We start from the raw sequence: 22,813 nt of genomic DNA on the forward strand, positions 1-22,813 counted from the left end.
AGCAGGCCAAGGCCTGCTTTTTTTTTGCCCATACAACTGCTTAAAATAAAAAAGCCTTCCCGAAGTAATCGGGAAGGCGAGTTATATACTCAAATCGGAATTACTGTTTTACTAACTTAATAATGGCCTTTACACTACCCTGCCATACAATGGCAGTATATACACCCGGTCTCCAGTAAGCACCTACAGTAACAGTGGAATTATTGCCTACATTATAGATAGAGGTAACATACCCACCTGTTGCATCGTAAATGTGAATAAAGATAGAATCAGTATTCGCACTGGTGATCTTCAACTTAAATGTGGTGGTTGAAGGATTGGGCGAAGCTGTAACAGTTAAGATGCCCAGATCCGGTTGTTTTGCCGGCAATACAGTCACTGTAACTGTATCAGTATCTGTTGCACCTTTATCGTCCGTTACAGTCAGCCTGAATACATAGGTACCAGCAACCATATTATTGAGAACTGTGGTAATAGCCGACGGGGTTAATAAAGAGAAAGTTGTTGGTCCACTTATTTTCACCCATTTGTAAGCAACGATCTTACCATCTGTGTCCTTTGATAGCGTCCCATTCAATGTAATACCACTACTTGGAAGCTGAACAGTAACATCCGCACCGGCATTTGCTTCAGGAGCCTGGTTACCTGGCGATACTACAATATCGTTTACAAGTATGGTAACATCATCTTTAGCCGTAGCGCCGCTGTTGTCAGTTACAGTTAAGCTGAACACATAGGTACCAGCTACAAGGCTCTTTGCATCCGTAATATTTGAACCTGAATTTGAGATCAGGGCTAGACTGCCAGTGGGTCCACTTGTTTGCGTCCAGAGGTATTTTGTAATGCTACCGTCAGGATCCTTTGAAGCAGAACCATTCAATGTAACAAAATTTGTTGGCAAAGTGATCACCTGGTCAGGTCCTGCACTGGCCGTTGGCGGCTTATTGGCAGGTGTACCGGAATTGCTTACTATGACATTAACGTTATCAGTAGCGGTAGCTCCTTTATCATCAGTTACTTTTAATTGGAACACATAGGTGCCGGCAACCAGTCCACTCAAGGCTGTTGCTGCAGAGCTGGCATCGCCAATAGTGGGGTTGGAAGGCCCGCTTACTAATGACCATTTATATGATTGGATAAACCCATCAGGATCTTTTGAGGCCCCACCATTCAGGGTTGTATAGTTGGTAGGCAGGGTCAAATTGATATCAGCACCTGCATTCGCAACTGGTGCCACGTTAGGGGCTTGTACAGTTACGTTTACATCGTCTGATGAGGAAGCGCCTTTATCGTCTGTTACTGTTAATCGGAATACATACACCCCAACCTGCATACCGGTCACTGTTGTTGTGGCAGCCCCGGGATTAGTAATGGTGTATTGACTGGGCCCACCTACTTTTGCCCATGCATATGTTTTGATGGTGCCATCCGTATCCCTTGAAGCGGCGCCATCCAGCGTAGCTATGTTCAGAGCCTGAGAAATGGTGCTGTCTGAACCAGCATTGGCAATTGGCGGTTGATTACCGGGTGTAGTAACCGGGTCAGCGAAGAGTTGATCCATAGGAACATACTCCCTTTTCTGCATACTGTTGCTTTTCCAATATAACCCCATTCCCATCCGATCGTCTGTGTTAAAATGTTCCAGCTTGATATCATATTTCTGGCCTGCTACCAGCGTAATACTGGAAGAATTAATTTCACCAGGATACATTTCTTTCCAGCTATCGATGATCAGTTTTCCATCAATCCACAAACGAACCCCTCCACCGGTTTCTGCAGTGAAGGTATATGGCTCGGAATACTGCGCCATTATTTTACCCGACCAGCGTACGGAGAAGGTATTGCTGGTTATTTTATAATGCACACCAAGTTGTGTCCAGTCGAGGAAACTTACATTGTGGTCTATTCTTGAGAATACCAACTTTGATAAATTGGCGTCAGAAAAGTACTCGCCTTTCAACCCGCCGCCATCACCCCAGATATAAGCCGCAAACGGAGCAATAGTTGTTTTACCTGATTTTGAAAGCTGAAAAGGGGTACCGCTTGTTGGTTGAACCCGGATGTACTCCAGGGAACTTGCGTCTGAACTCAGCAGATAGTCCACTGCGGTGGACAGTAAAGAAAGGGAGCCCCCCTGGATACCTGATGTAGTACATTGTATAACATCCAAGGCTTTTAACGCCTTTGGCGACGCATTATTAATACCAGCCTTTTTGCTATTGGTAATAGTACAGTTTCTGATAAATACGGGTCTTTCGCCATCCAACGGACCTTCATCGAGGATAATAGCATAGTCAAGTCCGGCTGCATCTATGGTCATGTTCTGGAACTTCAGGGCGTTACTGTTGCCTGACGATGCTTTAATGGTAATTGGGCTGTTGTAAACAAACCCACCAGTGTACAGATAGGTATTGGTATAAGCTCCATGGTAGATGCCCATACCGCAATTATACAGAATGGAATCTCTAACGATGTGATTCTTTAGGTTGTTCTGCCATGAAACCAAACCGGCATGGCAGTTATGGGCTATATTATTCTTGAACTCCCAAACACTTTCAATCAATCCTTCCATCCAGTAATAAGCCCCACCAGCTCTAAAATCGCCTGTAGTGCCAATTGTAACGTTGTTGTTACAAACATTGTCATCACCTACTCCCAACAAGAAACCGCTCGAGGCAAATGTGGGGGCATCCTCAGAATCTACATCAAGTGCTTCGTGAATGAACTTGCTGATGGCAACCAGGTTACCATCCCACACAATGCCATGTGTGGCATCTAACACATCCCACCAAAAGGCGATCTCCATTCCATTATAGGCAATGTTGCCTTTCATGGTTACGCCATTCGACGCATGGGGTACATAACAGTGACTGCCGGTATCACGCACCACACATCCTGTAACCATCGAACCTACGCTTCCGTTATCACAATGGTGAAAGTGGAGTCCATATCTTCCCGGAACAAATTCAGCAGTAGCATCACCACCCCGGTTTTTGCGGGGACCAATGTACCGGATCTGGATGTTCGAGATTGTTTGTGGTACCGAGGAACGAATGAAAATGTGTGTTCTTCCTGTAGCAGTTCCTTCCACACGCACATTTCTTGTAAGGTTTATTACCTCCGCAGTCCACTGGCCGTTGATCTGCGGATGCTGACGCAGGGTACCTGCCGTTAAGGTTACTGATGAACCCGAAATGCTTTTTATAGTGCGCTCATCAAAGCCATTTAAATAGGCGTCACCTACAGTAGGAGATTCGGTGGGAGCAATACTGATGGCATCTTCAACCTGCCAGCCTACCGGGGTGCTGTTTAAATTAATTACAGTGGCATTAGCCGCTATGCTGCCTGCAGCACGTACAAACGCAGTTTTGGTGGTTCCTATCAGGTCTAAAACCCCTGATGCCATTGCCCATAAACCAACATCTGTACCCAATACGTTCATACCGCCACCAACGAATTTGCTTTCGTCGATATTAATAAATCGTAAAGTTTGGATTACATTGGCAGAAGAGGGACGCATTGTCAACTTTCCTTCCACTACTACATTACCTGTTGTTTGCAGCGTGGTGCTTTTGCCGCTATCAAACTGTAATGTACCACCGCTGCTAATATTTACACCGCTAAAATTTGCAGTGGCTAGATCATAATTAATTATATGCCCTGATGAAATGAGAGGAGTGTCTGATGCCCCCGGAAGCTTACCGCCCCAGGTACCGGGATCAGACCAATTGCCTGATTGTACAGTGGAGATAGTACCTTCAAGTGCGAATGTTTGACGAGGTGCGCACTTGATCACGTTGGCACGGATTTCTTGCTTTTTCGCCCCTAATTGCGACGCAATTGCTACTCCAGTAGCAGTCAATGACGAGTCACGGAGGAATTTCCTTCGAGTAGACTTGTTGATCATAGGGATATTTTTACGTTTTTCTTAAAGAGTAATTTCACGAATTACTGAACAATTATAATGCCCAAATATTTGTTCAATAAAAGAATCATAAAAAAATAGACTTAAGTCAAATACATTTCTTGAATTGAAATATGAAACAGCTTGCCCGTTATTTTAAAATGCTCATCCTCATAGAACTCGCCACAGCACTGATATTTATTATAACAAGTACACAATAAAAATAGTATTGGAGAAAATCGCTGATTTTAAAAATCAGCAAAACTTCGCATACTCAATAGTAAATAACGCCTTTCGCTCATGCGCATTGTACTATATTTTAACAAGCACAAGTACTTCGTTAAATGTGGAAAACAGATAACTGACGACAATCATAAAAAATAATGAAGAAAAAGGAATTATACGATAGGTTAGAAAACGAGCAGTTACAACAAATGGGTAGAAACAAAAAAGCCAGTCCTATTAAATTTAATTTTAATAGAACTGGCAGAACACTAATACTATATATAAGGAAGAAGAGAAATGCCTGACGATTGGCCGCCGTTATTAATTGTTCTAAAAACAATTCATTGGCCAGGAATTACAAATGCGAAAGCTTTTTTTAGTTCCTACAAATCACCTGCAAGGAAGGCTATTTCATAATTTTTTCGAAGCGGTTGATTATTTTTATAAAACCCCACACCGCCACTTTGAATGTAAAGAAGGAAAATAAACCACTAACATGGATACGGCTGACGAAGTAGTTATTTTGAATAGGCAGTTTATCGACCCAATTACTCACCCGGAATGCCAGGCGGACATCATTTTGTTGTAGCAGCTCAAACATCGCCTGCCGCTTATTATCATCCTTTTGGTTGTAAGCGCCAAATGTATAGGCATGACAGGGTTGAACAGGTATACCCAGTTTCTGAAGCCTTTCTTTTGTTTTTTTAAGGTCTGCGTCTATTTCGGGCAGGCTCAGCTTTGAGTAGCTCTGGTGACTGTAAGTGTGTAGCCCGAACTCAACCATGTCTTTACTCATTTCCAACGCTTCATGAACAAACAGGAACTCCCCCATGGGATTGGGGTCCTGGTGTTTGTTATCGGGCGATTGAATAAAACCGCCTACCAGGAAAATATTCGCCTTAATATTATATTCTTTCAGCAACGGGTACAGGCTGGTGTAATTATCGCGGTACCCGTCATCCAGCGTGATCATGACAGGTTTGGCTGGTAAAGGTTTCTTTTGTTCAATATGGGCCAACACATCACTGATGAAAATGGTGGTATAGCCCATTTTGTTCAGGTAATTGAAATGCTTACGCAGCTCAGCCGTGTTCACGGTGAGAAAATCAGCATTATTGCCACTGCTTATCTTGTGATAATTTAAAACCGGCAAACCGCCAAAGGCAGCCCCCATCTTAATTATATATATAGCGGCTATTACAATTAAGAAAGCTAATATTATATATATCATTATCTAAAATATCATTTAACCGGGTTATTTACATAGCCTTCCACCGCATTCTCTTTGGGTATTATCTCAAGCGCACGATTACTTAAAACCAAACTATTAGCTGGAATATCGGAGTTTATATAAGAATTGGGCGCAATTAACACATTGTCGCCTATATTAATATTTCCCACCAATACCGATCCGGTACCTATCCATACATTGTTTCCAATAACCGGGCTTCCCTTCATTTTACCCCGATTGGTTTGGCCAATGGTAACCCCATGCTCAAGATTGCAGTTATCGCCTATAATGGCCTTGCCATTCACTACTATCATTCCAAAATGGCCCAGGTACAACCCCTTCCCTATCTTGGTTGTGATGGGGATCTGAAAGCCGTATTTGTATTTATAACGCTGGTATAACATGCGGAAAAATATACCGGGCAGTGAATACTTCTTATGGCGGGCGCATTTTCGTAAAACATAGGAGTACCGGAAGCCGGGTACCGCAAGACCTTTAAAAAACGTTTTCCTGTCGTTCTTTCCAAAATAGCGATAAAGGTCTGATCTGATCAACTCGTCCATTACCTTGCGTTTTCAATTTATAAATCGGGATACGTCTATTTCATTATGCGTTCAAATCGCTGTACAATTCTAATAAAACCTATAGTAGCCATCCGGAACTTGAACATGTTATAGGAACCGGTTATAGTCAGCCTGTTCAACAAAAACGGGTTCATGCGCTGCATTGAAATCTTATTTAATCTGTCCCCTACTTTAAAGGCATACCGTACGCCATATTTTTTCAGGATCCCAAACACGGCCTTCTGCTTTACAGGTTCATGCGACATATGGGCCGCAAATGAATAGGCAAAGACCGGCTGATAAGGAATACCCAGTTCATCGAGCCGTTGTTTGCTCTGACGCATGTCTTCATCAATTTCTTCCAGCGTCATATGGTGATAGCTCTTGTGATACATGGTATGCAAGCCATATTGAACGCGCTCACTGCAGAGGTCTTTTGCTTCTTCCACCAGCATAAACTCCCCCTCGGTCCTGGGACCCAGGTTATCGGGCGTTTGTACAAACCCCGCAACAATGAAAATATTGGCCTTGCAATTGAATTCTTTTAACAGCGGATACAGGTCTGTATAATTATCCCTGAAGCCATCATCAAGTGTGATCATGATAGGTTTGGGTGGAAGCGGAGTGCCTTTCTCAATGTAATCGATCATGTCGCTGAGAAAGATCGTATTGTACCCTTTTCTGTTGATGTACTCGAGATGCTCTCGCATGCTTGAAGCAGAAACGGTTAAAAAGTCGGGCTTCTTCGTACTGCTGATCTTATGATATACCAGCACGGGCAGTCCTTTATAAAAAGGTCCTGCATATAAATACATTAGAATAAAGGTTATAACCAGGATTGCTACCGGTATTATTAGATATACCATGGAACTGGATTAATAGATGAATAATTAATTAAAAATCAGGCTCAGTGCTTAAGTATCGTTTTCCAGCTAATAGAAAGATACCCTTTTTACTATTGAAATAAAAGCCGGCAGCTATATTAATTTATTGCTGACGGCGACAAAAGGAATACTATGCAGGTAAAAATGAAACAGGCAACAACCATCATAATACATTGCTAAGCGGGTCCCATCAATATACTATAGCTGTTGCCTGTGAGGTTGGTGTTTCAATCGGCGGCCGTTGTAGTATAGGCCTTATTAAGTTGTAGATCGAGTTTTTCGTATTGAGAATTCTTGCTCTTGAATTCGGGCACCAGCTCTTTCATCTTCTTCACTATTCCATAGTTATCCTCCAGGCGGCCCATGCTGATCAATTCTTCAATATCTCTTACAACTTTATGTGAGCAAGGTATGATCTTGGCAATTTTTATTTTCTCGTGGTGCGTTGGCAAGGTCTTCTCTTTCTCATTCAACAGTTCCTCGTATAATTTTTCACCAGGACGCAATCCACTGTAAACGATCTTGATATCCTCATCGGGTGTTAAACCGGCCAGGCGGATCATCTTCAGTGCCAGGTCAACGATCTTAACCGGTTTACCCATATCAAATACAAATATTTCAGAACCTTTACCCATGATCGCTGCTTCCATTACCAATTGCACCGCTTCGGGGATGGTCATGAAATAGCGGGTGATCTCAGGGTGAGTAACCGTAACAGGTCCACCATTTTGAATTTGCTGTCTGAACCTGGGAATAACAGAACCATTAGAACCCAGTACATTTCCAAAACGAGTGGTTATAAACTTGGTTTTAGTACCGTTCGCTCCGCTCTTGCTTTCTCCATTGATAAGACCCATGATCGTTTGATCGACCAGGTTATCGGCCACGGTACTTAACGACTGTACATACATTTCTGCTATCCGCTTGGAGGTACCCATTACATTGGTTGGGTTCACTGCCTTATCGGTTGAGATCATCACAAATTTATGTACGTTGTACAAGACTGACAGATCGGCAATGATCTTGGTCCCCATTACGTTGGTAAGAATGGCTTCCGAAGGATGTTTTTCCATCATGGGCACATGCTTGTAAGCTGCTGCATGGAAAACAAAGTTGGGACGGAATTCCCGGAATGGTATCTGCATCCGGTTGCGGTCGCGAATGTTCCCAATAAAGATCTTGATATTAGCGCCGGGGAACTTCTCTTCCATTTCCAGCTGAATTTCATGCAAAGGAGATTCTGCCTGATCGCACAATACCACCATTTCAGGCTCAAACGACAACACCTGACGCACTATTTCTGACCCAATTGAACCAGCAGCACCGGTGATCAAAATTCTTTTACCGGTTAATTCGCTCGAAATTTTTTCGTTATTGATAATGATGGGGTCGCGTTGTAACAGATCTTCGATCCGCAACTCCTGAATTTGTTTCAGGCTTAGTTTACCATAGATCCATTGATCAGAAGGTGGAACAGTCAATACCTTTATTCCGAACTGCAAACATTTTTCAATTACCACTTTTTTGTCCTTACTATCGAGCTGTTCGTTCATTAATATCAGCTTATCGATCTTTTTCTTTGTTTTCAGTAAAGGCAACTCTCTGATATGGTAAACCTTTTTCTGTTGAATGGTAACATTTGCCTTATTGATATCAGTTTCTACAAAACCGGCAATCACAAATTTGTTGGTGATACTTGACTCAACCGACTGTTTTACCAGCATGGCTTCGCTATCGCTTCCATAGATAAGCACATTTTCTTTCAACACAATGGCATTATGTTTTACATAATAATAGAATCCACGGACCATGGAGCGCAACATCATATGCAGGGTGCAGCTGAAAAAGAAGTTTATCAATAGTACACCCGGTATATTCAGGGTATTGATGTGGTATTCTTTATTTACAACGAAAACAACGGCTATGGGATATAATACGCCAGTGATCAATACCGCCAGGGAGATGCGCATCATGTCATATACATTCGAAAAACGCAGCATGCCCGTGTGTATGCGCATTAAATAAAATACCGGCAACGAAAGTGCGCAGTAAAGAATAGTGTATACAAAAAAGTGCCCGCGCAATATTGCGGAGAACTCAAACTGTTTTACTACAAAATATGATAATGTAAAAGAGAATCCGGTAATAACCAGATCTATTATCAATATTACCCATCTGGGTACAGGCCTGGAGAATGACAGAAACTTCTTCATGCTATTAGCAATAAGTTTACAATGTTGATTGTTCCTATATGTGGATTTTCCAGGAAATAAATGGAATGACCATGAGCGTCATGCAAAAGATGGCCAAGGCGAAATATGGATATTACGCAGGAAATATGGATCCAGGGTTATATTAAATGCACAGAAAATGGATTGTAACAGCAGGAAGTTCAAAGGATTACTACCACATAAACAACAACATATATATGCGGATTTGCACAAGGATATCGATCAAAGGAGACTATTTAGAAGGACAACAGCTGGATTTGAAAAGGAAGACATTTCAAAGGATCGGATGTTACCAAGACTAAAGAATATCCTTGATCCGTAGTTTATTGTTAGAATGGACCACTACAATTAAAGTATCAGGACACTCATACGAACATTGTGAGGGCTGTAACTAAAGCGAAAGTTACGCAAGAAATTGGATTATTCGCAATATTTTTAAATGATTTTTTCACATTCACCACTTCCCCTATACGCGCTACAACCCGGTTCAGTTCTGCTTCCGTTAAATTTGAACCCGATGGCAAACAAAGCCCTTTATCGAACAGGCGTTCGCTTATGCCATTGCCATAATAAAGGCAATGTTTAAATACCGGCTGCATATGCATAGGTTTCCATAATGGCCGGCAATCTATATTATCTTCGGTAAGTGCATCCTGAATATCTATTATTGAATACTCATCGCTATCGATCAGAACGGTCGTTAACCAATGATTAGAGTAAAAATCCTTGCCTGGATCTGCAATAAACTGTATACCATCTACATCTGCCAGCGCCTGTTTATAAAAGTCAAAATTATAGCGGCGTTGGGCAACCCGTTGGGGTAATACTTCCATCTGGCCCCGGCCTATACCAGCGCATACATTACTCATGCGATAATTGTAACCGATCTGCGAGTGCTGGTAATGGGGAGCATGATCGCGGGCCTGGGTAGCTAAAAAGCGTGCCTCCTTTATATATTCTTCATTAGCCGAAATAAGGGCTCCGCCACCGGAGGTGGTTATAATTTTATTCCCATTAAAAGAAAGGATTCCCATATCGCCAAAAGTTCCTACAGCCCTTCCTTTATATGTAGAACCTAATGCTTCAGCCGCATCTTCAATCACTGGAATTTCGTACCGGCGTGCAATGTTCATGATCTCATCCATACGGGCCGGCATTCCATACAAGTGCACTACAATGATCGCCTTGGGCTTTTTGCCATTCCTTATGCGGTCCTGTATCGCTTCTTCCAGGTACTCGGGCGACATATTCCAGGTAGTTTCTTCACTATCAACAAATACAGGTGAAGCTCCCTGATAAACTATTGGGTTTGCTGAGGCCGAGAAAGTCATTGACTGGCAAATCACTTCATCACCTGCGTTAACACCCAGGATCACCAATGCTAAATGCAAGGCTGCAGTGCCAGAGCTTAAGGCTGCCACATGCACATCATTTCCCAGGTAAGCTTCCAGGTCATGTTCCAAACCGTTTACATTAGGGCCAAGCGGCGCAATCCAGTTTGTAGCAAATGCTTCCTGAACATACTTCATTTCCTTTTCTCCCATATGCGGAGACGACAACCAGATTTTCTCTTTCATTGAATGCAACTTAAATTGGCAAATTATAATGCTTTTCCAGATAAAACAAGTTCCGCCAACCAGGTTATTTAAATATTATCTCCAGTCTATTTTTTTCTGAAATTTATGCCGGTTCATTCATTTTTATGATCCGGCCCGGGTTCCCCACCACTACTGCATAATCGGGCACATCCCTTATTATCACGGCGCCCGCGCCCACCATTACCCACTTACCTATACGAATATTTTGCATTACCGACGCACCGATCCCAATTTGTGTTCCCTCTCCTACCTGCACATTTCCTGACAGGGCAACGTTGGGTGAAATATGTACATAATCCTCTACCAGGCAATCATGATCAATGGAACAATTAGTGTTTAATATAACATGATTCCCTATGTGGCTGTGTACATTAACTGTAACATTAGCCATTACAACCGTTCCCTGACCAATTGAACATCGTGGTGAAACTACAGCAGCCGGATGAATCGCTGTGGTAAATTTTACTCCACTTAATTTATGGGCTACTATTTTTCTAATTCGATTACTGCCAATGGAAATAATAAATTCATCATCCGGTACCACTTCAGCCTGCTGCAAGGTGTTATATACGGAATAATCCAGCAAAGATGTTACCTGCGGATTATCATCTATCAATCCATATAATGTACGGCCCTGGGCTTCCAGTATTTCACAGATCACTTTCGCATGGCCACTTGCACCATACATTAAAATTCTATTAGTAAGCAACATAAAGTTTAATAAGGGCTATTCGCAGAAAGGATTTTAAACGGGAAATTGATCGGTACTCAATTAGGTAAAAAATGGATAGGACATCAAACTATGGTGCAAAAATACACACTAAAATTTGATGCGCAATATTATAATTATGCAAATAGCTTAATTTTAATCAATATACCACTAAGCGGTAAACCGGTAATACCTGCCAGCCTTCCTCTTTACAAACCCTTCGGCATAACTGTATGAATTTTCATCATCGATCTCCCGCTCATCAGACATAGTGGCATTTTCCAAACTTCCCATCATGATCATTACGGGAAATAAAATTGAACGAAGCAGCGTTTTTACAGGTCGCAGTTCTTTTACTGATTCAATAACCGCTTCTGTTACAGTCCTGCATTCGTCGTTGGTGAGTTGAGGATAGATGGGAAGAGAGATCTCGTTGCTATATAAATCAAAGGAAGCAGGATAATCCTCGATCTTATAACCTGCCTGTTTAAATACGGTAAGCATGGGCAAAGGCGTAAAATGTACATTCACCGCAACAGAACGCCCTGAGATCCCTTCTATAATTTTATTACGTTCTGCCTCTGTTCCATTTTTAATACGCAATGGATAAAGATGGTAGGAAGACGAACAACCGCTTTGTTGATACGGCGGACAAATAGCCCAATCGTATTTTGAAAAAATATTGGTATAAAAATCGAACACTCTTTTTCTTTCAATCAGCAACAGGTTCTCATATTTCTTGAACTGCGCCAATGCTACAGCAGCCAGCACATCGGGCATGTTCATTTTGAAACCGGGATAAATAACATCATATTGCCAGGCCCCGGCCTTGGTTTTTGTAAAAGCATCCTTTGTTTGGCCATTCAGACTCCATATGCGAAGGGTGTTATACACTTCCTCACTATTAAAGGGCATCGGCAGATTGATGGCAATAACGCCACCTTCAGCAGATGTAATATTTTTTACGGCATGCAGAGAGAAAACAGTGATGTCGGCACAGGAACCAATAGGCTTGTTCTTGTAAGTGGCTCCCAGCGCATGTGCGGCATCGTCCATGATCATAATACGGCCCAATTGATGCTGGGCATCTGAGGCCGGCCGGAACTTCTTTCTAATTTCGGGATCATTTACGATGCTGTATATACCATCGTAATCGCAAGGCCAGCCGGCAAAATCAACAGCAATTATTGCTTTTGTTCTTTCAGTAATGGCCGCTCTTACATTATTACAATCGATATTAAAATCGCTTCCCACATCAACCATAACCGGCTTGGCGCCCACATGCATTACCGCCAATGCTGTAGCACAGTAGGTATAAGCCGGCACAATAACCTCGTCGCCTTCTTTTATGCCATACCAATGCAACATCAAGATCATACCCGATGTAGCCGAGTTTACGGCCAGGGTGTGATCAACATTGCAAAATGACGCCATTTCTTTCTCAAGCTGTTTTGTGGCAGGTCCGGTGGTAAGCCAGCCACTTTGAAGTATAGAGGTTACTTCGTTGATTATATCATCATCGATATAAGGAGGTGAAAAACGAATCATAATCAGAGCTTCTTAAGGGTTTAGTATTTAATCATTCATAAGTTAGCTGACCCATTAATAAATTACGATTATTTCAGCATAATAACCGGGTAATACAGAGGAATATTTGGAGGGGAGGATTGAAACACTTAGTTTCCCTGGAATTTAGTCATTGTTACATGACCTTGCTGACTAACACCTTCACTTTTAACAACCTTCATAATAGTAAAAAACACAATCTTACAGTCAAGCTGAAAACTTACATTATCTACATACCATACATCCAGTTCAAACTTCTCATTCCATCCTATGGCATTACGACCATTCACCTGTGCCCAACCTGTAATGCCTGGACGTATTTCATGCCTTCGCTTTTGATTATCGTTGTATAAAGGTAGGTATTCCACCAACAAAGGTCGTGGTCCTATCAAACTCATTTCACCTTTAATGACATTGATCAATTGTGGAATTTCATCAAGTGATGTTTTTCTAATGAACTTCCCAATAGCCGTTAAGCGTTCTGCATCTGATAACAAATTGCCCGCAGCATCTTTTTTATCATTCATGGTCTTAAACTTCACCAGCTTAAAGATTCGTCCATACCTGCCCGGGCGTGGCTGTACAAAAAATGGACTGCCCTGGTTGGCTATAAAAAGTAGTGCTGTAATAAGTATAAAGAAAGGAAATAGTAAACTGAAAGCGATCAGGCTTACTATCAGATCGAAACATCTTTTTAATAAATTACGATACAATTGCATGAGCTTTTAAATGGTCGTGATATTCTTTTAACAACAATTCCCAAAGATATTTTTGTTCATATCGGTCCACGATCATCTTACGTGCATTTGTTTGCAAAGTAAGATATAAAGCCGGATCAGTCAATAACCGCTCCATGGCATTTTTCAGTTCCAGGATGTTCTTGGCCGGAATGATCAACCCGTTTTTGCCATCCTCAATGATCTCATTGCAACCATTAATATCAGTTACAATAGAAGGCAGATTAAAACAACCGGCCTGCATAGGCACATTAGGGAATCCCTCACGATAAGAAGGAAAAGCTAATACCTGGCTGATCATTAAAAAAGGCCTGATATCCTGCTGAAATCCGGCATGAACGATGGATTGATCTGTTTCAATGATCGTTCGGGTATCCGGCGCAATCGGATCGCGTTCCGGTTCATACGGACCTACCAGCAATAATTTTATATGCGGATACTTTTTCCTGAGTTCACTGAAGGCGGCTACCAGCTCTTCAATTCCCTTATCTTTCACCAGCCTGCCTACAAATACAAACACAAAGTCTTTTTCCGTTAACCCGAATTTCTTTTTTAGTTCAATGGCCGCGTTACTCAATTCTTCGCCGGGCTGGAAAAAACGGGTATTGATACCATTGCTGCTTCCATTCCCCAGCACTTTCATTTTTTGTTCCTTGCAGAAATGATTCTCCAGAATAAAGCCGGCCAGCACTTTCGAATTCGGGTATACATGTGTGGCACAGCTGTAAGTAAGCCGTTCTACAAAATCAAGTACTTTCCTTTTAACCCCTGTATTTTCCATCAATGGCATTCCGGCCACAGTATGCATGCGCACAGGCACACCTGCCAACCGGCTTGCCATCATACCCAGCAACCCGGCCTTGGGCGTATGGGTATGCACAATAGCAGGTTTTTCTTTTTTCAACAATCTGTACAATTTCCACAATGCCTTTATGTCTTTCACCGGTGTAATAGCACGCGTCATAGAGATCGGCGCAGTTCGCACCCCTTCACGAACACCAACCTGTTCGAGCATTTTATCAGGGGATGAAACCGCGAGCACTTCAAAATGACCAGACATATACCTTAGCTGATCTTTAAGCAATACACTTAACGACACAGGCACCGTGGTTATCCGGATCAGTTTATTCGATGATTTCATGTTATCTATTTGTGTACGAGGAGCCGAATTCGGGTACGCTATAAAGATTGCTTACCTTTATACAACTGCAATCTTGTAAAGAAGAAAAAATATTCGTAATTTATTTTACAATGTGCGACCAATTGTTTTTATTGGAATTCGAACATTGTAATTCGTTAACCCAGCTTCAATCAACAATAATCTACTTACCATGCAAATACGATCCGCCACGCCCCAGGACAAACCCGCAATGATAGCGCTTTTGAAAAAATCATTGGGAGAAGGGCTTATTCCTAAATCGGAATTTTTGTGGAATTGGAAACACGAACAAAATCCCTTCGGTGCTTCTTTTGTTTTGCTGGCCGAAGAAGCGGGCACGCTTATTGGATTAAGGGCTTTTATGCAATGGCAGTGGAAATGGAATGACAGGGTTTACAAAGCCATTCGCGCCGTTGATACAGCTACTCACCCCGATCACCAGGGTAAAGGCATATTCAAAAAACTGACCCTGCAACAGCTTGAGCTGTGTAAACAACAGGGCATCGATTTTGTATTCAATACGCCGAATGATCAAAGCCGGCCGGGTTATTTAAAAATGGGCTGGGTACAACAGGGCAGAATGCCATTAAAATTCAAAGTTCGCAATCCCATTGCCCTCGCGTATGCCCTTGCGTTCAAAAAGAGGTCAGGTAATGCGGGCGCCGATGACCCTACACCTACCCAAACCTGGGCCCCAAAAGTGTTTAGCTTAATGGATAATTACATCCCCGATAGCACCCATTTAAACACGGTATTGTCTGGTTCGTATATCCGGTGGCGCTACGCCATCAACCCGTTATTCAATTATAATTATTTTACCGACTTCGAAAGCTTTCTGCTTATTGGCCGGATAAAACAACATTCATTTACCCGGGAGCTGCGCCTGGTAGACTGTATGTTATTTAATAACCCTTCAGCAAACAGGCGCATCAACTCCCGGATCAGCAAGGTGGTTCTTCCTTACTGCAAAAAACATAAAATACAGGTCATTTCATTTTCAGGACAGCAATATCAATCACATCAATCTGCTCTTAACTGGATGGGAATAATACCTGTTCAGAACCGTGGTCCCATTGTTACCCTAAGAGATTTGAACATGAATGAAAAATTTCCCGAATTACTGGACATTAAAAACTGGGGCTATTCTCTTGGCGACATGGAATTATTTTAATAGTTCATCCGCCATGGTTGGTAAGCCGGGAAACACCGACTGTTCTTTATTTTAAAGGCTGAAATCATAGACCAGATAGGCACATAGAAACATAACCATTTCAAACCTATACAAACAATTGAATTGAATATGCTCCTATGTGGCTATCGGGTAGAATATCTTTCTGCTGCTTTATTACAATACTTTATCGGCCTGTTTTGCCCCTTTTATCGCTGACGCCCCCACCAGGTATTTATCATATTCGCCCATATTCCAGCTGGTCATACCATATTTCTGTTGACACTTTTTGAACTCCTTTAACAGCACTTCCAGGTTTTGTAAATTCTGCTCGGGATAATCACCAAAATTTTCGGGGTGCCACCACAAATGATATACTTCTTTTCGTTGCGCCGCAATGCGGATCTCCTGGCGCGACCTGCGTAACCTCATTTTATTGGCCAGTTCCGATTTCGGGCTCCAGGGCCGTAAGAAACGGCTGGCAGGTAACTGTAATGGTTCACCAGGCGTTATTTTAATTTTATCTAAAGGATAAGAAGTTCTTACACCTCCTACCTGTATATAGGCATCAGCAGTACGGAATACCCTTCTCATTAAACCCGCGCCGCCATTGGTGACCGGCGACCAAAACCATCCATCCGGGTTGGAACGAACCGTTTTAACACCATTATCATAACAGATCTTCAGGTATTCGGGATTGAACTGATTACGTGGAAACACCAGCGAACGCATAGGCGCATTAAACTTTTCACCTGCTTTAACGGCCGCTTTCAGATCGGCGTCAAAAGCCCTTTTCTCCCGTTGCTCCTCCAGGCAATAATAATGGCTAAACGTATGTGTTGCCAGTTCCTGTCCCGGATATTTCATGATCATTTCTACTTCTTCCGGAGCAAAATGCGCCCATTGAAATTGTGAGTCCATTCCATGCTGACGAACCCATTTATAAGCGGAATACTTTTCTACAGCATAATCAGGCTCAATGGAAGGCCTAAAGGTTTCCCATTCCTCCCGGTTGGCAGCAAACAAGCTACCAACTGTTGCCCAGGTTACATGCACATCGTATTTGCTGAACATTTCGAGCATTTGCGGAACAATGCGCAGTGTATTTTTATAGTTGGCTTCCCGCAGTTGACGATCTCTTTTATCAAATACACCCCAGTGGAGTTCAAAATCAAGCGAGATGGTGAATATCCCTTGCATATATCAGTTTTAAGTTCAGAGTTTTTTATTGTGAGTTGTCTTGAGCCCTTTCCCGTTTCCCGTTTCACGTTTCACGCCCTCCCTGCAATCGCCAGCTTCACTTGTTTTGGAGGCTCCGTAGGTTCAGCTTCACGACTTTCCATCGCCTTTCTCCGCTTCATCACCTGCAGGTCTTTTTTATAATCAAGGAACATCACGATCACAAACAACAAAAAGTACATGATCATACTTTTTTGCCGGATGATGATCCCCATATTCGACATTGTGTTCGACAAAGCAAAAGAAGTGGCCAGAAATGCAACCGCACTTGTTTTTAATAAGGCGGACCCTTTGCGCAAGAATTTTATAAATCCTTTCTGAAACAATTTTGCGGTCAATGCCAGATACAATACGTTCTCTACAGAAACCAGCAGCCCCATAGCGCCTGGCGAATCGACAAATAAAGGGCGAAACCAGAAGGTGAATAACTTTAACGCCAGCGGGTAATTGGAGATGTCGATACCCGACCCGGCTTTTGACAACTCATAGGAGCGAACAGCAGAGAACTGGTTAAAACTTTGCAACACGTTGTCGCCATCGATCTTTGAGAAGGCCATTATCTTATCATACAATAAGACCATCGCACCAATACTGGCACCAAACACCAACAGCTTTTGCCATACCGGCACTTTTTGCCGACCCGTAAACATGCCCACCACAATACCAACGGCCATAAATAAAAACACATGCGGGCGTACATGATAGACGATCAGCAAACCCAGTATCAATTGTAGTTTTCGGGTCTTTAACTTACTAAGGCCATACATCGTCATACCCAGTCCCCAAAAGATGATCGATCCTTTACCCAGTGAAACGGTCCAGAAGTGCATATTGGGTAGAAAGAACAGCAGGGGTATCAGCTCCATACCCCAGATCTTGTGTTTGTACTTTGTATTTTCTTTAAAATATACGTAGAAGTAAACAAAGCCCCAGTACCCCATATACGCAAACAGCACAAACATCATTTCGAAGGTAAAGCCCAGGTAATTGATGAATGGGTAACCCATAAAATCAATGAAGGGCGTACCCGTGTCATAGGCGCTGAACCAGGTAGCGTAATTTTGCGCAGCCCGCAGATAATAGTCCTGCGAATCGGAACGGGAAAATAATTGAAATACATAATAGATGATACAAAACAGCGTATGGAACCAGTACAGGTTTTTCATTAAACCTACCTGGAACCAGGGCAAATTCCGTTTCATCATTTGTAGTAATGGCAACGTTACTACATAAAACAGGATCACTAAAATTATTCCACCTATCACGGTCCTGAGTTTTATTTGGTGATCAAATCATTGTATATGGTTTCCAGCTCGCCCACCATTTTTTTCATGCTGAAAGAATGGAGAACCGTTTCGCGGGCGGTCTGTTTCATTCTTGCTATTTCATTAGGCTGTTGTATCAATGCAGACAAACGCGCTACCAGCTGCATGGGTTCCTGAACCGGGACCAATAACCCATTCTCTCCGTCTTTTATTACTTCGGGTATTCCCCCTGCAGCTGTACAGGCGGGCAAACAGTTCATGCTCATCGCTTCGAGCAGCGCAATTGGAAGTCCTTCAAACTCTGAACTCATCATAAAGATATCCATGGCGGTGAAGTATGGACGGGTTTCAGTTTGCAGTCCTGCAAAAAACACATACTTATCGGTACCAAGCGCTTTGGCTTTATTATGGATCTCTTCGCGCAGCGGACCATCACCTACAATAATAAAGTAGGTATCCGGATGTTTTGCATGAAGCGCCTGGGCTATCTCCAGCCAGGTGCCTAACCGCTTTTGCACCCTGAACACACACGTAATTCCTATCACGGTGGCGGTTGCCGGAATATTTAGTTCCTTTCGAATATCATTGCCAATGTTCTGCGTACGGGAATACTTTACAGTATCTGTTCCATTTGCCACTACCTGTACCAGCGGTTTTGCCTTTCCATAATTTGTTTTAATGGAATTAGCCACTTCTGCTGATACGGCTATTACGCGCTGCTGACTACTAAAGGTGAATTTGTTTAACAGGTAAGTCAATTTGTGATAGCGCTCCCATTTATTATGTTCGGTATAAACTACCGGCACACCGGTCATTTTTCCTACTATACGGGCAGCCATTCCAGCCCAGGGAAGATGGCAATGAATGAGTTGAATTTCATGCTTGCGTACGTATGCGGCAATTTTGCGTACAGCCAGCAAAATGCTGGCATTGTTCCCCGCAGGGATACAAACTACTTTACCTCCCTCTTCTTCAATAGCCGATACCATCTGGTTTTTCCAGGGTAAAAAGTAGATATAATGAAAATCAAACTGCTGTTTATCGTGCTGGCGCAATGTCTCAGGCAATAACATCTCTGCCCCCCCACGGCCCAATGATTTGATAATATGCAATACCGGGATAGGTTGTTTCCCCTGGTAGGAATGACGGATATATGTTTTGTCCAAAGTATCCATGTGTTTAGTTGTTACAGCGGTTAAATAAGCACAAGCGCTCGGGTCTCATTTCTTTATAGACTGATATACTTCTAAAAATTTTGTGGCAATGCGGGTATTCAGGTAATCATTATTAACCAGCTCCCGGGCGTTTTGTACCATTTGTTGATTTTCCGGGGTTTTATCAATTGCTTTCAGTACATTCTCAACAAAAGTATCTTCATGGCCTTTTGGTACCAGGTAACCGGTTTTATTATTGATGACCACTTCACCAATCCCGCCCACATTATAAGCCACCACTGGGGTATTACAATAAAATGCTTCCAGTATTACGCCGGGCAATCCTTCAATAATACTTGGTAGCAGCAATGCATCGGCGTTCTTAATAAATTGCATCGCATCATTTCGGAACCCGTAAAATCGCACCTGCTGTTCAAGTCCTCTTTGTTTTACCAGCTCCTCTATTTGTCCCTGCAATGGTCCGCTGCCAACAAAATGCAAACTGGCGCCGGGTTTCTTTTTAAGAATACCTTCAAAGATCTCGATGAGCCGGGTATGGTTCTTTTCGTAGGTAAACCCGCCTACATGTACCAATACCGGTTTAGACACTCCCTGCAATTCATTCTCTTTTCCGGGATCATTTAGTACAACTTCTTCAATTCCTATTGGCACTGTTACAATCCGCTCTTTGAATTGAGGGAACAGTTTTGCAAAATCCGTGGCGGAGGTCCTGCTCACTGAAACAATGCGACTGGCATATTTAAAGAAAAAGCCATTCAGTTTTTTAGCCGGTGTTGTTTTTATATACAGGCTAATGGTGCTGGCGTTTCTAAAAACAATGGGTTGCTTCCATTTGAAAAACAACTTCGACAACACTGCATATTTCAATGTATCACCCGCATTGGCCTGAATGATGTCTGGCTTTTCTTCTTTGATGAGCTGCGCCAGATTGCGCCAGGCTTTAATATCCCACATACGTTTTTTGGAGGAACCATTCAGGTGTCTTGTTTCTCCTGCAAATGGCAGCGGCGCCTTACCCGGAAAGACAAACACCAGAATCGCTTTATGTCCTTTTTCGTTAATGTGGGTACTCAGCTGTGAAGCAAACATTTCTGCCCCGCGTAATTGGGGTTTTTGAACCAGTTGAAGTATTGTCAATTTTTTACAATGATCATGTTGAGTAAATAATTTTCCAGCTTTCCGGCAATTGTATCCAATTCAAAATTTTGCCGGGCATGCTCATTTGCTTTTACAGCAAGTTCATTGGCCACCGCTATATTATCCTTATACCATAACAAAGCCTGTTGTATGCTTTTCTCCGATCCTCTTTCAAACAAGTAACCTGTATTCATATGGGTGATCACTTCTTTGTTTACTGCAATATCGCTGGCCAGCACCGGTAAACCGGCAAACATAGCTTCTACAATGGCGCCACTAAACCCTTCACTGTGCGATGGAAAAACAAAACAGTCATATTTATTAATGAGCTGTGGTATATCCTGGCTTCCTAACAATACCACGTTGTTCTGTACTCCCAGGTCATTAATAAGTTTGGTTAACGGTTCCCGGGCGGGGCCTTCACCGGCTATATGTAAAACAGCATCCGGACAGGTCAGTAAAAATTTCTGGAAAGCCAATATGAGGTCGCGCTGCCCCTTTATCGGGACCAACCTCCCTACATTTAAAAACCGCAGGGGTTTACCAGGTTGGGCTTGCGGAACATGAAACCGGAATAAGTTACTATCCCGGCCTCTGTTTATGACCTCAATTTTATTAAGCGCAATACCCAGTGCTTTTGCATTGGACATTTTTACTTCTTCTGAGTTGGCAACAAATCCTTTACAAAACCGGGCCGTTGTTTTATTGGCCCATTTAAAAAACGACACCGCCATTTTTGCCTTTACTGAAAGTGCGGTATTGTAGGTGTCGGAATATAATTCGCTTACGAAGGTGCCTATAACCGGAATGTGACTGAAACGGGCAACCAGCCGGGCAATCAGTTCAGACCGGGTCAGGTAGGCCACAATAATATCGGGTTGTTCTTTTTGAACGATCGCTTTTAGCTGTTTGTACGCCTCGGCAAACCCGTATTTCTTTTTCAACCCCACTGAATATACCGGAATAGTATGCGCTGCAAATTGTTGTTTTAACAGATCGCCGGCATACAGGTGACAAACCACCGGCTGCATAGATCTAAACCGGATGGCATTGGCAAAAAGACTCTGTTCAGCCCCGCCGGTTTGTAATGTATCAATAACAAATAATACTTTTTTGGGCATACCAGTTGGGGAACCATTGTTTACAGCAATAGTCACGTTCTTTAATTCAGTTCCGGGAATAGCGTCACTATGCATATTGTACTGCATCTTGTTTGGTATCGGTAAATGTTATTATTATATCTTCCCCTTTGCAAAAAATATCAAACTGTCTGGTTGAAATGGCTTTAAAGAAGGCGGTAGCGCATCCGGGGTGAAAGGTATCGTGTAACTCAATAACGATGCACCGCACTTTGGGTAACCAGTTTTCATAATTATAAGTAAACAACTCCTTTTCGGCCCCTTCTATATCTATTTTGAGAATATCGATCGTTTGCAGACCGTACTTGCTGATAATATCATCCATGGTAATGGCATCCACGCTTCCTACCTGTTTCTGGTTTCCATCTACTACCCTGAAACCATATTCACCCAATCCACTATCGAATATCCCCAGCTTTTTTTCGGAGTACCAGATGGCATTTTGAAGGCAAACCACTTTTGAGTATCCTTTTACGTTCTTTACCAGCTGTTCGAAATTGTGTTTTTCCGGTTCTACCGCAATAACCTGCGCATCAGGGAATTTTGATTTAAAGTGCATCACAGAAAATCCAATATTCGACCCCAGGTCAATAATTGTCTTTACGTTGTTGCTGCCTGTAATAATGGGAACGTTGTACTGCCCAAATACGGCAATAGCCCGAAAAACCTTAAAATCGCTGGAATGCTTTCTGATGTGGTAATGCCGCCCCTTCCATTTTACTTCGTACTCTTCGCCGGAGGCGCTCATTGCCAAACCAATCAATAAGGATTTAATGATACCAACTTTGTAAACATAACGCAGTGTCGTAACTACCTTTTTTTTAAACTGTGAAGTCATAAATTTTCTCTTTTTTGTTCGATCCGTGATTAGGTAGCCGGTTCC

The 22,813-nt window shown here is 42.5% G+C and carries 17 protein-coding genes; 1 reads left to right on the plus strand and 16 read right to left on the minus strand.

The window, feature by feature from the left end:
* Window positions 1-100 precede the first annotated feature (100 nt).
* The 10 genes from J7I42_RS00985 to J7I42_RS01030 form a co-directional block, all read right to left on the minus strand.
* Entirely contained in the window at window positions 101-3,907 is a 3,807-nt protein-coding gene (locus tag J7I42_RS00985; protein ID WP_209136902.1) for a PKD domain-containing protein, read from the minus strand.
* A 628-nt stretch (window positions 3,908-4,535) separates the two neighbouring features.
* A complete protein-coding gene (locus tag J7I42_RS00990) occupies window positions 4,536-5,360 on the minus strand; it encodes a polysaccharide deacetylase family protein (RefSeq protein ID WP_209136903.1) in 825 nt (274 codons plus the stop codon).
* Window positions 5,361-5,371: 11 nt separating this feature from the next.
* Entirely contained in the window at window positions 5,372-5,923 is a 552-nt protein-coding gene (locus J7I42_RS00995; RefSeq protein ID WP_209136904.1) for a serine O-acetyltransferase, read from the minus strand.
* A 35-nt stretch (window positions 5,924-5,958) separates the two neighbouring features.
* On the minus strand, window positions 5,959-6,789 hold the full coding sequence (locus J7I42_RS01000) for a polysaccharide deacetylase family protein (protein ID WP_209136905.1): 831 nt from the start codon (window positions 6,787-6,789) through the stop codon (window positions 5,959-5,961).
* Window positions 6,790-7,034: 245 nt separating this feature from the next.
* Window positions 7,035-9,020 carry a polysaccharide biosynthesis protein gene (locus tag J7I42_RS01005; RefSeq protein ID WP_209136906.1) on the minus strand — a complete coding sequence of 662 codons (1,986 nt, stop codon included), beginning with the start codon at window positions 9,018-9,020 and terminating at the stop codon, window positions 7,035-7,037.
* Between the two features lie 383 nt (window positions 9,021-9,403).
* A complete protein-coding gene (locus tag J7I42_RS01010; protein WP_209136907.1) occupies window positions 9,404-10,615 on the minus strand; it encodes a DegT/DnrJ/EryC1/StrS family aminotransferase in 1,212 nt (403 codons plus the stop codon).
* A gap of 103 nt (window positions 10,616-10,718) precedes the next feature.
* Window positions 10,719-11,348 (minus strand): acetyltransferase, encoded by a 630-nt coding sequence (locus J7I42_RS01015; RefSeq protein WP_236065373.1) that lies wholly within the window; start codon window positions 11,346-11,348, stop codon window positions 10,719-10,721.
* A 168-nt stretch (window positions 11,349-11,516) separates the two neighbouring features.
* The gene (locus J7I42_RS01020) at window positions 11,517-12,893 is read right to left on the minus strand and encodes a DegT/DnrJ/EryC1/StrS family aminotransferase (RefSeq protein ID WP_209136908.1); all 1,377 of its coding nucleotides are present in this window, start codon (window positions 12,891-12,893) and stop codon (window positions 11,517-11,519) included.
* Between the two features lie 128 nt (window positions 12,894-13,021).
* Window positions 13,022-13,630, minus strand: coding sequence for a sugar transferase (locus J7I42_RS01025; protein ID WP_209136909.1), 609 nt, complete (start codon window positions 13,628-13,630; stop codon window positions 13,022-13,024).
* Entirely contained in the window at window positions 13,614-14,789 is a 1,176-nt protein-coding gene (locus J7I42_RS01030) for a glycosyltransferase family 4 protein (RefSeq protein WP_209136910.1), read from the minus strand. Before J7I42_RS01030 ends, J7I42_RS01025 begins: the two co-directional genes overlap by 17 nt.
* A 190-nt stretch (window positions 14,790-14,979) precedes the next feature.
* On the opposite strand from J7I42_RS01030, the gene J7I42_RS01035 reads away from it, so the two are divergent.
* Window positions 14,980-15,978, plus strand: coding sequence for a GNAT family N-acetyltransferase (locus J7I42_RS01035; RefSeq protein ID WP_209136911.1), 999 nt, complete (start codon window positions 14,980-14,982; stop codon window positions 15,976-15,978).
* 174 nt (window positions 15,979-16,152) lie between these two features.
* On the opposite strand, the gene J7I42_RS01040 is transcribed toward J7I42_RS01035, so the two are convergent.
* The 6 genes from J7I42_RS01040 to J7I42_RS01065 all read right to left on the minus strand — a co-directional run bounded on the left by J7I42_RS01040 (window position 16,153) and on the right by J7I42_RS01065 (window position 22,768).
* Window positions 16,153-17,175: a polysaccharide deacetylase family protein gene (locus J7I42_RS01040; RefSeq protein ID WP_209136912.1), complete on the minus strand. Its 1,023-nt coding sequence runs from the start codon at window positions 17,173-17,175 to the stop codon at window positions 16,153-16,155.
* Between the two features lie 71 nt (window positions 17,176-17,246).
* Window positions 17,247-18,479, minus strand: a complete 1,233-nt coding sequence (locus tag J7I42_RS01045; RefSeq protein WP_209136913.1) for a hypothetical protein — start codon at window positions 18,477-18,479, stop codon at window positions 17,247-17,249.
* An 11-nt stretch (window positions 18,480-18,490) separates the two neighbouring features.
* Window positions 18,491-19,654: a glycosyltransferase gene (locus J7I42_RS01050; RefSeq protein WP_209136914.1), complete on the minus strand. Its 1,164-nt coding sequence runs from the start codon at window positions 19,652-19,654 to the stop codon at window positions 18,491-18,493.
* 45 nt (window positions 19,655-19,699) lie between these two features.
* Window positions 19,700-20,791, minus strand: a complete 1,092-nt coding sequence (locus J7I42_RS01055; protein WP_209136915.1) for a glycosyltransferase family 4 protein — start codon at window positions 20,789-20,791, stop codon at window positions 19,700-19,702.
* Window positions 20,788-21,987: a glycosyltransferase family 4 protein gene (locus tag J7I42_RS01060; RefSeq protein WP_209136916.1), complete on the minus strand. Its 1,200-nt coding sequence runs from the start codon at window positions 21,985-21,987 to the stop codon at window positions 20,788-20,790. Before J7I42_RS01060 ends, J7I42_RS01055 begins: the two co-directional genes overlap by 4 nt.
* Window positions 21,980-22,768: an FkbM family methyltransferase gene (locus tag J7I42_RS01065; RefSeq protein WP_209136917.1), complete on the minus strand. Its 789-nt coding sequence runs from the start codon at window positions 22,766-22,768 to the stop codon at window positions 21,980-21,982. The genes J7I42_RS01060 and J7I42_RS01065 overlap by 8 nt, the downstream gene beginning before the upstream one ends.
* Window positions 22,769-22,813: the final 45 nt, after the last annotated feature.

The sequence above is a fragment of the Niastella soli genome (assembly GCF_017742245.1).
Lineage (GTDB): Bacteria > Bacteroidota > Bacteroidia > Chitinophagales > Chitinophagaceae > Niastella > Niastella soli.